The organism is uncultured Devosia sp., assembly GCF_964244875.1.
GTDB lineage: Bacteria > Pseudomonadota > Alphaproteobacteria > Rhizobiales > Devosiaceae > Devosia.
Genome location: NZ_CAXTKA010000014.1, coordinates 19,871 through 33,216, shown reverse-complemented (window position 1 = coordinate 33,216; position 13,346 = coordinate 19,871). Strand labels below are relative to the sequence as shown.

General features: G+C 63.7%; 15 protein-coding genes. 5 read left to right on the top strand and 10 right to left on the bottom strand.

The window, feature by feature from the left end; translation table 11 throughout:
- Positions 1-75 precede the first annotated feature (75 nt).
- The 4 genes from ACFE8X_RS14995 to ACFE8X_RS14980 form a co-directional block, all read right to left on the bottom strand.
- Positions 76-966: a hypothetical protein gene (locus ACFE8X_RS14995; RefSeq protein ID WP_375452295.1), complete on the bottom strand. Its 891-nt coding sequence runs from the start codon at positions 964-966 to the stop codon at positions 76-78.
- The gene (locus ACFE8X_RS14990; RefSeq protein WP_375452294.1) at positions 963-1,865 is read right to left on the bottom strand and encodes an ABC transporter ATP-binding protein; all 903 of its coding nucleotides are present in this window, start codon (positions 1,863-1,865) and stop codon (positions 963-965) included. The genes ACFE8X_RS14995 and ACFE8X_RS14990 overlap by 4 nt, the downstream gene beginning before the upstream one ends.
- Positions 1,862-2,233: a GntR family transcriptional regulator gene (locus ACFE8X_RS14985; protein WP_375452293.1), complete on the bottom strand. Its 372-nt coding sequence runs from the start codon at positions 2,231-2,233 to the stop codon at positions 1,862-1,864. The genes ACFE8X_RS14990 and ACFE8X_RS14985 overlap by 4 nt, the downstream gene beginning before the upstream one ends.
- 92 nt (positions 2,234-2,325) lie before the next feature.
- Positions 2,326-3,204, bottom strand: a complete 879-nt coding sequence (locus ACFE8X_RS14980; protein WP_375452292.1) for a hypothetical protein — start codon at positions 3,202-3,204, stop codon at positions 2,326-2,328.
- 116 nt (positions 3,205-3,320) lie between these two features.
- Between ACFE8X_RS14980 and ACFE8X_RS14975 the strand changes: the two genes are divergently transcribed.
- On the top strand, positions 3,321-4,076 hold the full coding sequence (locus ACFE8X_RS14975) for a copper homeostasis protein CutC (RefSeq protein ID WP_375452291.1): 756 nt from the start codon (positions 3,321-3,323) through the stop codon (positions 4,074-4,076).
- A gap of 4 nt (positions 4,077-4,080) precedes the next feature.
- Here the strand turns inward: ACFE8X_RS14975 and ACFE8X_RS14970 are convergent, their stop codons facing one another.
- Entirely contained in the window at positions 4,081-4,662 is a 582-nt protein-coding gene (locus ACFE8X_RS14970; RefSeq protein WP_375452290.1) for an SH3 domain-containing protein, read from the bottom strand.
- A 152-nt stretch (positions 4,663-4,814) separates the two neighbouring features.
- Here ACFE8X_RS14970 and ACFE8X_RS14965 point away from each other — a divergent pair, with 152 nt between their 5' ends.
- The 4 genes from ACFE8X_RS14965 to truB all read left to right on the top strand — a co-directional run bounded on the left by ACFE8X_RS14965 (position 4,815) and on the right by truB (position 8,008).
- A complete protein-coding gene (locus ACFE8X_RS14965; protein ID WP_375452289.1) occupies positions 4,815-5,840 on the top strand; it encodes a 2-hydroxyacid dehydrogenase in 1,026 nt (341 codons plus the stop codon).
- A 155-nt stretch (positions 5,841-5,995) separates the two neighbouring features.
- Positions 5,996-6,664, top strand: coding sequence for a hypothetical protein (locus ACFE8X_RS14960; RefSeq protein WP_375452288.1), 669 nt, complete (start codon positions 5,996-5,998; stop codon positions 6,662-6,664).
- Between the two features lie 31 nt (positions 6,665-6,695).
- On the top strand, positions 6,696-7,109 hold the full coding sequence (rbfA, locus tag ACFE8X_RS14955; RefSeq protein ID WP_375452287.1) for a 30S ribosome-binding factor RbfA: 414 nt from the start codon (positions 6,696-6,698) through the stop codon (positions 7,107-7,109).
- Positions 7,106-8,008 (top strand): tRNA pseudouridine(55) synthase TruB, encoded by a 903-nt coding sequence (gene truB / locus ACFE8X_RS14950; RefSeq protein ID WP_375452286.1) that lies wholly within the window; start codon positions 7,106-7,108, stop codon positions 8,006-8,008. Before rbfA ends, truB begins: the two co-directional genes overlap by 4 nt.
- A 344-nt stretch (positions 8,009-8,352) precedes the next feature.
- Here truB and ACFE8X_RS14945 read toward each other — a convergent pair whose 3' ends face one another.
- From ACFE8X_RS14945 to ACFE8X_RS14925, 5 genes are all read right to left on the bottom strand, one after another.
- On the bottom strand, positions 8,353-9,243 hold the full coding sequence (locus tag ACFE8X_RS14945; RefSeq protein WP_375452285.1) for a hypothetical protein: 891 nt from the start codon (positions 9,241-9,243) through the stop codon (positions 8,353-8,355).
- A 291-nt stretch (positions 9,244-9,534) separates the two neighbouring features.
- Positions 9,535-10,098 carry a hypothetical protein gene (locus ACFE8X_RS14940; protein ID WP_375452284.1) on the bottom strand — a complete coding sequence of 188 codons (564 nt, stop codon included), beginning with the start codon at positions 10,096-10,098 and terminating at the stop codon, positions 9,535-9,537.
- Positions 10,099-10,285: 187 nt separating this feature from the next.
- Entirely contained in the window at positions 10,286-11,260 is a 975-nt protein-coding gene (locus tag ACFE8X_RS14935; protein ID WP_375452283.1) for an ABC transporter substrate-binding protein, read from the bottom strand.
- Between the two features lie 19 nt (positions 11,261-11,279).
- The gene (locus ACFE8X_RS14930; RefSeq protein WP_375452378.1) at positions 11,280-12,116 is read right to left on the bottom strand and encodes an ABC transporter permease; all 837 of its coding nucleotides are present in this window, start codon (positions 12,114-12,116) and stop codon (positions 11,280-11,282) included.
- Positions 12,117-12,364: 248 nt separating this feature from the next.
- Positions 12,365-13,234: an ABC transporter permease gene (locus tag ACFE8X_RS14925; protein ID WP_375452282.1), complete on the bottom strand. Its 870-nt coding sequence runs from the start codon at positions 13,232-13,234 to the stop codon at positions 12,365-12,367.
- Positions 13,235-13,346: the final 112 nt, after the last annotated feature.

The following is a 13,346-nucleotide window of genomic DNA, read 5'->3' as shown; positions in this document are numbered from 1 at the left end:
CGAGGGAAACGCATCGCGCAAGGACTTAATTGCGAATGATTTGCAACAACGGCATGCAGCCAAATAGGTTTCACCTCATGCGTCGTTGACGCGGCGGCGGTACTCGCTGGCGAGATAAATGACGGCGAGGGCAAAACCGGCGCCGATGCCGATCTGGAGCCAGTCGACGCGCGCGACCAGATCAGTGGCGAAGGCCGCAGCGCTGAACGGCGCCTCGGTGGTGAACCAGTGTTCGATATAGCCCTGGGTCACCTTGAAATCGACGCGCTCGGACAGATAGCGCCAGGTATAAGTGTGAACCGGACTGAGGCCGCCCAGCGTGACCCATTCAATGATGGCGACCAGTAGCGGCAACAGGCCCGAGAGGGGAATGGCCCAGCGTCCGGCAACGACGCCGAGCGCCCCCACCTGGGCGATGAAGGGCAGATACCAGAGCAGGCCCACGACCAGGGTGACCAGAAGGCTCAGCGCGATCTGGACATAGACCCAGGCGACATTGCCGAGCAGGCCAAAGCCGTCGCCGCCATTGATCGCCGAGGTGACGATGGCAATGGCGAACAGCAGCAAGGCGCTGAGCAGGGCAACGCCGAAGATCAGGCCGGGGAACAGGGTCAGCGTGGCGGTCAGCTTGGCCATCAGCACCTTGAAATCGGAGACCGGCATCGACTTCCAGAACAGCATGGCATTGTTGCGCCGGTCGGCAGCAAAGCCGTCGGCGCAGTAGAAAAACAGCGACCCGATCAGATACAGGCACCAGGCCATGGCAAAGGCGAGAAAGCCGACCTCGTAGATGCGCGTGGGCACTATGGCAAAGATGGCGCCGGAAAAGCGGGCATCGACCCGCCCGAAGGCAAAAGAAAGCAGGGTCGCGCCAACCATCAGCACTACCAGCACCAGCGGGGCGACCAGAAACGGGCCGCGATGCTCGAGCAGTTCGCGGTGAACCAGGGCAATGAAGGCCTTCATATGCGGCTCTCCGGATTGGCCGTCTGGCGCTGCATCAGGGCGACGAACAGGTCGGACAGGGTGGGCGTCGACAGCTTGCCCAGGGGTTCGAGCCGGCCGCGCGGCACGCCATCGAAGATCATCACGGTCTGGCCGAACCGGGTTTCCTCATAGACCGGACCCAAGGCGCGCGCCGCGGCCTGGTCGGCAGGATCGTTCACCACCAGCTGGGTGAACTTGTCGTTCACGGTTTCCATCTGCATGTGCAGGATCAGGGCACCATCGCGGATGAACATGATGTCGGACAGCATGAACTCGATCTCGTCAACCTGGTGGGTAGTGATGATCAGGGTGCGCTCCTCGGTCATGTAGTCTTCCAGCAGGCGGCGATAGAAGCGCTTGCGGTAGGTGATATCGAGGCCCAGCGTCGGCTCGTCGAGCACCAGCAGCTTGGCATCGATCGCCATGACCACGGCCAAGTGCAGCTGGGCCATCATGCCCTTGCTCAGATGCTTGACCTTGAGGCCGGGCTTGATGTCGGTGCCCTCGAGAAAGCTCTGGGCCTTGGCCTGGGAAAAATTGGGATGGATATTGGAGAGGAGCGCGAACAATTCGCGCACCCGCAGGAAGCGCGGCAGGCTGGCTACGTCGGAAATGAAGGCGACGTTTTCCATCAGATGGGCGCGGCGCGCGAATGGGTCCTCGCCCAGCACGCGAATGGTCCCTTCGCAATTGGTCAGGCCCAGCATGGCATTGAGCATGGTGGTCTTGCCCGCGCCATTGTGGCCGATGACGCCATAGATGCGGCCGGGGGGAATTTCGAAATCCAGCCCGTGCAGCACCGCCTTGCGGCCGAAGGATTTCTTGAGGCCCTTGGCCGAAACGATGGGTTCGATACTGGGGTGGGAAAGCTCGGTCATTTGCCCTGTCCTTGCACGGGAAGCGTTTTGGCCAATAATGCGGTGGCATCCAGTTCCAGCGCGGCGATCTGGGCGGCGATGCGTGGCCACTCGTCGCGCAGGAATTTCTCGCGTTCATGGGCGAGCAGTTCGCCCCGCGCGCCGGTTTTGACGAACATGCCCAGGCCCCTGCGTTTTTCGATGACGCCGATATCGAGCAGGGCTTCGAAAGCCTTGGTCACCGTCAGCGGATTGACCGAAAGCTCGCCCGCGATCTGGCGCACCGAAGGCAAGGCCTCGCCTTCCCCCGCCGCACCGCGCAGGATCATTTCGATAAGCCGCTGCCGGATCTGCACGAAGATCGGCTGACCGGTGTGAAAGTCGTCCATGCGGGTTGCTCATATAGTGTGCTAGTTATCTAACACACTATAGGATGCTGTCAAGCGGCTTATGTAGTAGTGTGAGGCGCAATGACGAGGGATCAGCCGACAAGGACCGCGTGGCTGCACCGCACGCCGTAAACCTGCACGTCGGCTTCGCCCAGCGACAGGCCCAGGGTTTCGAGCAGGGTCGAGATCGTGAGATCCAATGTGGGGGTCAGCGGGGCGAGCAGCGCTTCGATCGCCGGACCGATCACGCCAATGGGAATGCCGGCGGCGGTCAGCTTGAGATCGCCCAACAACGAGCCGACGAGGGAGCCGCTAAAGCTGGTGGTCTTGGCGGTCTTGACGGTGCCCGCGGCGATCTCGGCGGCAGAAAACGTGAGCATGGCGGGGGCGATCTGGGCGATCTCGGCATGGGCGACACCGGTGACCTTGATGCCCAGAACATTGACCATGGTGGCGGTGCCGATGGCCGGATTGGTGTTGAAATCGCCATACCTTGCCGCATTGACCTCGCCCAGGATCAGCCGGGCGACGCCGGGCCGGGCGGCGATGGTAGCCGCTCCCGAAACATTGGCGCCGGTGAGACAGGACGCCGAGACCAGCATGGCTTCGGCATGCGCCACCTCGAGATAGAGCGGCAGCCGGACGGACAGGATGGGCAGCAGCAGCAGCATGAGGTCGAGATTGGCGATGAGGCGCAGCCTGATCTGGGCGGTGCGTACCACGGCGTGATCGGTGCCGACGGCAAACCAGGTGCCGCCCTGGGGCGGCTCGCCGATGGCAAGGCTGACATCGATGCCGACGAGGCCTGGCACGGCCGCCGTGAGCCCCAGAGCCACCTGATGGGTGCCGTCGCTGAGACCGGCGCTGACCGAGAGCAGCTCCAGCGCCGACAGGTCGGTAAACAGATTATTGCCACCACTGCCGATCGAGGCCCGCGCCAGATCGCCCAGGGCAAAGAGTTTGCCGATCAACACGTTCCCATTGCCGCCGATACCGGATGGGAGCAATGCCGAGGCGATGCAGCGTGCCCCCTTGCCGCGAGCGCCGATAAGGGCATAGTCGGACGCCGTCCCAAGGAGCCGAAACGATGAGCCAGCATCCCTTCCGAATTGAAATCTGCGTCGAGGGCGTGGATGGGCTGGTGGCTGCGCAACAGGCGGGCGCCGATCGGGTCGAGCTGTGTGCCAGCCTGATCGAAGGCGGGTTGACGCCCAGCCTGGGCGTGGTGCGCGAGGCCCTGCGCGTGGCGACGATCCCCTTCCATGTCATCGTGCGGCCGCGCGGCGGCGACTTTTTGTATTCGCCGCTCGAATTTGCCAGCATGCTCGAGGACATCGAGGCCCTGCGCGATCTGGGGGTCGCCGGGGTGGTGATCGGCTGCCTCACGGCGGCAGGCGAGATCGATGAGGGGCGCACCAAAGCCCTGGTGGATGCGGCACGGCCGATGCGCGTCACCTGCCACCGCGCATTCGACATGACCCGCGATTTTGCCGCGGCGATCGAAACGCTGGTGCGGGCCGGGGTCGACCGGGTGCTGACCAGCGGGCAGCGCGACACGGCGATCGAGGGTCTCGATATCCTGCGCGCCACGGCAGACGCCGCGGCAGGACGCATCGTGGTCATGGCATGCGGCGGGCTGGACGTCGGCAATATCGCGCAGGTGCGGCGCGACAGCGGGGCGGACGAGCTGCATTTCGCGGCGCTGGCGACCCACAAGAGCGCCATGGCCTTCCGCAATCCCCATGTGGGCATGGGCGGCACCGCGATCGAGCGCGAATACGAGCTAACCGTGACCGATGGCGCGGCGGTCGCCGCGACCATTGCCGCTGCACGGGCGGGGTAGCGATTCAGTCGAAGATCTCGTCGGGATAGACGCCCCAGAGTTCTTCCTGATGCAAAAAGCCCGAATAGCTGGCCGGGCGTTCGCCTGCGACCTCCTGGCTGGCGGTGACTTCGCACCACAGGCCATCGCATTGCCGGATGGTGACCAGCAGCCCGGCTCCCAGCGTGGCCCGCACGGCACTGTCGTCGGCGGCACTGGCCCGCAAGGCGATGGTGCCATTGGCCTGCACCGGGGAGACGTAGCCGGCGCGCGGGCCCTGCAGCAGGTTCTGGTGCACCCAGCCCTCGGCGCCATCGACGTCGCGGATTTTGCGCCAGGTGTCGAACTCGGCGATGATTTCTACCGGCACCCGGTCCTTGAGAAAAATCCAGGCGATCTCGTACTTTTCGCCGGGCCCGACGCGCACATTGACCGGGCTCGAGCGGGTGGTGACGAAGCGCGGCAGCTTGAGCCCGCTGGGATTGTTGGTCTGGGCGAAAGCGGGGCCGGGAACGGCCAGGGCAGCCAGCGTGATCAACGCCACCAGTGCGCGCAGGGCGGGCCGGAGCATGCGGGCAAAATGGTCGCCTCGGACGGTATCAAACATGACTTTGCAGATGGGTTGGATTTGCCTTATCACTAGCCAATGAACCTTAATGGTCGCTGAAAGGGCGTATACCCCCGCGCGCTTGTAGCACGCCCGATCGATCCGGACAGCGCCTTGCCAGACGCTGCAGCCCCTCCCTTCCTGCGGACCGCATGACCACCACGAAACCTAAAATTCTTGTGACCAGGCGGCTGCCCGAGGCGATCGAGGCCCGCATGGCGACCCTGTTCGAAACCGATGTCAACGAGGCCGATATTGCCCTGACCGCCGACGATATCATCGGGGGGCTCACGGGCAAGGACGTGCTGGTCTGCTCGATCACCGATGCGGTGGATGCCGCCTTGATCGCGCGGCTGCCGCCATCGGTGCGCATGATCGCCCAGTTCGGCAACGGGGTGGACAATATCGATGTCGAGGCGGCCCTGGCCGCCGGGCTGACGGTCACCAATACACCCAGCGTTCTGACCGAAGACACCGCCGACATGGCGATGGTGCTGATGCTGGCTCTGCCCCGCCGGCTGGTGGAGGGCACCCAGTTGCTGGTGCGCGACGGGGTCTGGGCGGGCTGGTCGCCGACCTCGATGCTGGGCCACCGGCTGCGCGGCAAGGCCCTGGGCATTGTCGGCATGGGACGGATCGGCACCGCCGTGGCGCAACGCGCCAGGGCGTTCGGGCTCAACATTCATTATTTTTCCCGCAACCGGCGGCCGCCGGCAGTCGAGGAGAAGCTGGACGCCACCTATTGGCCCGACCTGGACGCCATGATCGCGGCGGTGGATATCGTGTCGCTGCACACGCCTCACACGCGGGAAACCTTTCATATCCTGTCGGCGCAGCGGTTGGCGCGGATGAAACCGGGCAGCTTCGTGGTCAATGTGTCGCGGCCCGAACTGATCGACGAAAACGCGCTGGTCGAGCGGATCGAAAGCGGGCATTTGAGCGGGGCGGCGCTCGACGTGTTCGAGAACAAGCGCGGCATCAACGCCAAGCTGCTGGCGCTTGCCGAAGCCAACAGGGTGGTGCTCACGGCCCATATGGCCTCGGCGACGCTGGAGGCGCGCATCGAGATGGGTGAGACGGTCATCGTCAATATCCGCGCCTTCATGGACGGGCACCAGCCGCCCCATCGCGTGCTGCCCGAAGGCGCGCAAGCGCCGGGACGGGGGGGGCGCGGCTGAGTGTTGCGCCAAATACCCAATGGGGAACGCATCGCCATGGGAACGTGTCTCGGCCCTTGCTAAAGGGGGTGCGGGCCACCTAACTCTGACGCCGTTGCGGCGAGCCGGGGGCAGTGCGCCGCGCCATGCGCAATCCTGCAGAGCGAGCCGGCCTGATGATGAGATATGCCAAGATCCCCCGCGCGGCCCTGCTGGCGGTCCTGCTGCTGCTGCCGGTTGGCACCATGGCGCAGGAACCGAGCGACCAGCCGCCGCTGAGCGAAGCCGATGGCGGGCTGGTACTGGACCGGCTGGGCTACCGGCTCAACCTGCCGATGCCGGACTGGCTGGAAAATGCCTCCGGGCCGATCGACGGCCAGGTGGGCATCCGCACCCAGACCGACGATCGCCAGGCGCTGCTGGAAATTCGGCCCAAGGGGGAAACCGAGGCGCTCTGGACCACGCTTTACGGCGCGCGCATCATCCTGGCGACGGACCGCCCGCTGCCCCAGTTTCGCGCCGCCACCATGGCCGATTATGCGGCAACCTGCCAGCCGGCCCAAACCGGGTTTTTCCAGCTGGAGCCGGACCAGGGCGATGTCCTGCCCCCCCTGGGCTTCGTCTGCGGCGCCTATCGCGACGATCTGAGCGGCTATGCCGGGCTGGGCGAAGTGGCGGTGATGAGCTTCAAGAAGCATGCGGGCGGCTTTGTCGTGGTGTTCCAGCAATGGCGCGGCGCGGCCTTTGATCCCAAGGTGCCCGCCAGCTGGCCCGTCGCGACCGACATAGTGCAGGCCCGCGCCAACCAGTTGCAGGCGCAGACGGCACTGGCCGTGCTGGATTGACGCGCGGCGCGTCAGCGCATAAAGCGGGCCGATGAGCAAAGACCACAAGCCCTCCGGGCCCTCCCAGCGCATGCTGCGTGTCGGCGAACTGGTGCGCCACGCCTTGGCGGCAATGTTCGCGCGCGGCGAAATCGAGGACGATGCGCTGCGCGGCGCCGTCGTGACGGTGCCCGAAGTGCGCATGAGCAACGACCTCAAGCTGGCCAATGCCTATGTGATGCCGCTGGGCGGCAATCATGCCGAGGAAATCGTGGCGGCGCTGAACCGGCACCGCAAATTCATCCGCGGCCGCGTGGCGCCGCAGATCAACCTGAAATTTGCGCCCGAAGTGAAGTTCTTCGTCGATGACACCTTCGCCGAAGCCGGCCGCATCGATGCACTGCTGCGCTCGGACAAGGTGCAGCGCGACCTGGCCGATGACAACGAGGACGGCGATCCGGCGTGAGCGCGCCCAAGCGCATCAAGCGCGCCATTTCCGGCTGGATCGTGCTCGACAAGCCCTATGACATGACCTCGACCCAAGCCGTGGGCAAGGTGCGCTGGCTGCTGGGCGCCGCCAAGGCCGGGCATGCCGGCACGCTCGATCCGCTGGCCACCGGCATCCTGCCGATCGCCCTGGGCGAGGCCACCAAGGCCGTTCCCTACGTGCAGGACGGCAGCAAGCTGTATCGTTTCGCTATCAAATGGGGCGCGGCGACCGCAACGGACGATGCCGAAGGCGCGGTGATCGCCACCTCCGAAGTGCGGCCCAGCCAGGCGGCACTGGAGGCCGTCCTGCCCCGGTTTACCGGCACGATTATGCAAATGCCGCCGATCTATTCGGCGCTCAAGATCGATGGCGAGCGCGCCTATGACCTAGCGCGAGCCGGCGAAGCGGTGGCATTGGCGGAGCGGGAAATCCGGGTGGATTCGATGGCCTTGGTCAGCCATGGCGAGGAGCGATCGGTGCTCGAGGTGACGTGCGGCAAGGGCACCTATGTGCGCTCGCTGGCGCGCGACATCGCCGAGCAATTGGGCACCCGGGGACATGTCTGCATGCTGCATCGCGGCGCGGTCGGCCCATTCAACTATGCCGATGCGGTCACGATCGCCATGCTGGAAGCGGCGGCAGGCGCCGAGCGGGACGCCCTGCTGCGGCCGGTTGCGGATGGCTTGGCCGGGGTGCCGCAATTGCGGCTCAATCCGGCCCAGGCGGCGGCAGTCCGCCACGGCAATGCGGTATTGCTGACGGGAGCCGGCGCGCCGGTCAGCCTGGACGAGTGCTGGGCAAGCTTTGGCGGGACGGTGCTGGCGACGGGCGACGTGGCGTTCGGGCAGTTCCAGCCGCGTCGCGTGTTCAACTAGGGCTGGTTGGCCCTGTGTCGCCTCGCCCTTCGGGCAGATGTCGCGGCGCGAGCGGCAGTTGAGGGCTGCGATGCCGTAATGAGCGCGATGCGCCAGTATGCCACCCCTCACCCTAACCCTCTCCCCGGAGGGGCGAGGGGACTGCTCGGTGGGTGTCGACAGTGCGGTGCTTGCCAAAAAGCAGTGGACTGCTGTCCCTGAGCCAGACAAAAGGCGGGGATTGCGCCCCGCCTTTGGCTTCACCGGTGGATGAAGAAAACGATGATGAGCACCAGCCAGATCGGCACGCCCAGCAACCAAAGTCCGATACCGCGAAACATGTTGATCTCCTTATTGGGTGATGGTTAGAACCGGCGGAACACGTCGGCGAAAACCGTATTGCTGTCGCGATGATTGCCGCCCTTCTGGGCCGCCCAATAGGCGCCGATCGCCGAAATCAACAGCGATGCCGCGATCAGGAAGGCGGCGAGGATCCCGGTATTGCGCGCAATGCGGGCCGCTTCGATCGCCGTCTGGCGGGCTTCTTCGACGCTGGCCGCGACTTGATCGACGCGGGCACTGGCCTCTTCGGGCGTCAGCCCCGTATTGGCGGCAACGACATTGGCCAGGTAGGTCTTGTCATCGGCGGCAATGGTGCCGTCGCCCAGGGCGGCCTGGGCAAAGATACGCCCGGCCTCATCGCGCGCCGCCGTCGGATCGGTCGCGGCAGCAGGCTGGTTGGCGCGAAACAGGGTGTCGATGAAATAGGCGTTCGGATCGACCGCAACCTCGGCGGTGTTGGAAGCCGCCTGCGTTGCCGTGGCGGCGACATTGCCCACGGCGTTCGCTGCGGCACCGATGCCGCTGACGGCGATAACCGCGCCAAGCACGGCGGCTCCGGCCCAGACCAGCAGGCCATGCGCCCCGTCGCGAACATCGCTTTCATGCTCGGTAGCGTCGAAATGGCGGCGGCGCATGCGGCCGGTGAGGTAGCCACCCGCCATGAAGCTGGAAATCTGCACCCACAAGAACCATGAAGCGGCGGCGATGCCGATCCAAATCGGGGAGGCACCTTCACCATCGAAGTCGATGAAGTTCAGCCCGATGGCGGAGCCAAACGAGATCAGCACCAGGGAAATGGCCGAGGCCAGCAGCACCCCGGCAATGATCGCGGGCCAGTCGACATAGGATTTTTCGTCCGCAGATGAAGCTGCGCCGCTAACGACGGTTACGCCTGCCGGGGCATCGAGTGCCATGATAGTCTCTCCAAGGATAAGTGTTGTTGGCTGTGCCGCGACGATCAGTGCAGACCGATGAACGACAGGACGGCCATCACGACCACGACGAGACCGACGAGATAGATAATTGAACTCATGACAAGGCCCTCTCCAATTTGCGCTTGAATTGACGCGATGTCACACAACCGTGAGGAGGCTGAATCGTTCCGAAGTGACCGGAATATATGCACAGAATCGATGGGTATCCGGCAAATGCGCCGGGAGCCGCCGCGGAAGATGCAGCACCGAAACAGGACAGCAAAATCCAGTTCAAAGGCAGCTCAGGCGCATCTCCTCGCCGGTCAGTACCATGGCGTCGATGAACGCACGTGGGTTACCACAGTGGTACCTGATTTGCAGCAAACCGGGAACATTGTTCATTAAACTCGTTGAAGGGTCATAATTCATAAGCTCATCAGTAATAATCATCGAGCAGGTGGTTTTTTTATTGCATAAAGCTGAAATAATAGAGGAAGCATAGGCACCACCACCGTGCCCATAGAATTCATTGATAAAGGTGATCGTGCCCTGGATCGGCGCCGCCTCGTTGTAATCGCGGATATCGTCTTCTGTACATGAGGAAGAAAATATTTCGCCATTGATGGTAATATTTTCGGCATCGAACACTAATATAGTGCCCTTTCCTCGGAATGTAGCAAATCCGTCGCTGGCAACTTCGGATACATCGTATATTTTTCCGTCTACCGAGGATATATTCTCGCCATCGAACATCACGATTACCTTTGGCTCCGAAGAGTTCACGTAGCAATCTGCTGCAAAAGCCGAGTTAACGGAAAACAGAGCCCCAAGAAACAACATTACCAGTTTTGTCATAACCGTTTCCGTCCAAAAGAATTAGTCTTTTCACTCCACATCATCACTATGTAATCAGCAATTAAAGTCAATGGGAGAAGGGAAGTGCTTCACTTCTCCCATTAAAGCTATATTGGAGGCATTCGACAACCTCATGCAGAGGCGTCTTCGAGACTGTCGGTCAGCTTACTGATGTCCGTCGAGCCGACTAAAGTGCGTCGGTGATGGCGGTGGTGAAGCCGCCTTCGGGCTGGGTAGTGATGATCTTCTGGTCGAGCAGGGCCTTGACGGTACGGTCATAGACCGCCTCGTCGAGCGCCGGATCGCCGGCGTCGATCAGCTTGCTGACTTCGCCCACCATATAGAGCTGATGCTCCAGCGTGGCGGCGCCGGTCTCGTCGCTGTCGACGACGATCTGGGCGGCCTCCTCGGGATTGTCCAGGGCATATTGCCAGCCCTTCATCGAGGCACGCACGAAGCGGGTATAGGCATCGGCCTTGGCGGGATCGGCCAGGGTAGCTTCCATGACGTAGAGTCCATCCTCGAGCAGGTCGTTGCCCAGGTCGGTATAGTTGAAGATGGTCAGATTGTCCGGGCCGTAGCCGGCATCGAGCGCCTGGCCATATTCGTTATAGGTCATGACCGAGATGCAGTCGGCCTGCTTCTGGATCATCGGCTGGATGTCGAACGACTGCTGCAGCACCTTGACGTCGCCGCCTTCGGCGGCAGTGCTGAGCCCGAGCTTGTTCATCCAGGCAAAGAACGGATACTCGTTGCCGAAGAACCACACGCCCAGCGTATGGCCCTTGAAATCGGCTTCGCTGGTGATGCCGGTTTCCTTGGGGCAGATCATCATCAGGCCCGAGCGCTTGAAGGGCTGGGCGATGTTGACCAGGGGCACGCCCTTTTCGCGCGCCGCCAGGGCCCCGCCCATCCAGTCGACAATGATATCGGCGCCGCCACCGGCGATCACCTGTTCGGGGGCGACATTGGGGCCACCGGGCAGGATGGTGATGTCGAGGTTTTCCTCGGTGTAGAAGCCCTTTTCCTTGGCGACGATATAGCCGGCGAACTGGGCCTGGGTGACCCATTTCAGCTGCAGCGTCAGGGCGTCCTGCGCCCAGGCCGACGATGCCGATAGCGCCATGGCGCCGGCGGCCAATACGACGAGAAGTTTCTTCATTGTTGTTCCCTTTTCCCTGTTATGCCCGCCCGCGAACGGACGGATGCCAGAACGTGACCGAGCGCTCAATGAGAGCGATCACGCCGTAGAAGGCAGATCCCGCGACCGCCGCCATGGCGATCTCTGCCCAGACCAGGTCGATATTCAAGCGGCCGACCTCGGTCGAAATCCGGAAGCCCATTCCCACAATGGGCGTCCCGAAAAACTCTGCGACGATGGCCCCAATCAGCGCCAGAGTCGAATTGATCTTGAGTGCGTTGAAGATGAACGGCGCCGCTGCCGGCAGCCGCAGCTTGACCAGCGTCTGCCAATATCCCGCCGCATAGGTGGCCATCAGGTCCCGCTCGATGGCGGACGCGGCATTGAGCCCGCTGACGGTGTTGACCAGCATGGGAAAAAACGTCATCGCCACGACGACGGCGGCCTTGGACTGCCAATCGAAGCCGAACCACATGACCATGATAGGCGCGATGCCGATAATGGGCAGGGCGGAGACGAAATTGCCGATGGGCAGGAGGCCGGCCTTGAGAAAAGGGGAACGGTCGACCAGGATGGCAATGGCGAAGCCGGAGGCGCAGCCCATGAAGTAGCCGGCCAGCACCGCCTTGAGGACTGTCTGCTGGAAATCGGCCCAGAGCGTGGGCAGGGAGGCGGTAAGCCGCATCCAGACCTGGGAGGGGGGCGGCAGGATGACCTGAGGCACATGGGCGCCACGCGTCACCACCTCCCAGGCCAAAAGGATGGACAGGCCAAAGACCAGCGGGATAAGCATGGCCAACCCCCTTGCGCGGCCGGAGCGCAGCGCTCTAGCCAGCCGTTCGACGAAGAGCCAGGCGAACAGCCACGTCGCGACCATGGCTATCCAGAAAAACGGCGGCGCCGTATCGAACACGGGAAGGCTGACCAGCATGGCCACGGCCCCGAGCCCGGCCAGGGCACCATCGACCCACAGGCTAAGCGGCAGGCCAAAGCGCAGCAGGCTGACAAAGCCCAGTCCCAGGAATGCGGTGAGCCAGGGTGCGAGATCCATCGCCACAAAGCTGAGGGCAAAACCCGCGGCGCAGAGACCGCCGGCTACCAGGGCGAGATAATATTGCAGCTGGCTCATGCGGGCCGCCCGCCCATGCGCGCGGCGACCAGGCGTTCGAGGACGCCGATGGCAATGACCAGCACGGCGGCCAGGGCCGCGGCGATGAACAGCGCCGCCCAGATCTGGATGGTCTGGCCATTGTAGGAGCCGGTCAGCAGACGCACGCCCAGCCCGCCGCCGGCATTGTTGGACAGCTCGCCCACCACGGCCCCGATCAGGGAAATGGCAATGCCCACCTTCATGGACGCAAACAGGAACGGCATGGCGGAGGGCCAGCGCAGCTTGGCAAAGACCTGCCAGGGCGTGGCGTTATAGGTTGCCAGCATGTCGAGCTGGATGGGTTCGGGCGTGCGCAGGCCCTTGACCATGCCGACCACAACCGGGAAGAAGCTGAGATACATCGAGATCAGCGCCTTGGGCAACAGCCCGGTGACGCCGACGGCGCCGAAGCCGACGACGACCATGGGCGCGACAGCCAGGATGGGCACGGTCTGACTGGCGATGATCCAGGGCATGAGCGAGCGGTTGGCGGCATCGTTGTGCACGATGGCGACAGCCAGCGCGATGCCGAGCCCGGTGCCGAGCTCGAAGCCGAACAGCGTGCCCGACAGGGTGATCCAGCCATGATAGGCAAGCGAGCGGCGCGAGGTAGGATCGATAGCGATGGCCGCGTTCCAGATTTCGCCGAACACCTGATGGGGCGCGGGCAGCACCGGCTTGGCCTGCGTCCAGGTGTCGAGGACGAATTGGAGGGCAGAAACATCAAGGGCGCCGGCGCGGGCGTACAGCATCCCCTGCCAGGGCGCGTTCATCCAGATGGCGGCGGCATACCAGAACAGCACGATGGCCAGCAGCACGATGAGGATGGGGAGGGCGCGGGTCATGGATGCTCACCGTGGCTAGCCCATGCCCCCACCCGGCCTCCCTTTGGCAGGGGGAGCAGAAGAGTCGGCGTTTCTGGCGCGATTGCGCCCCAACCACTGCGCGGTCCCTCGC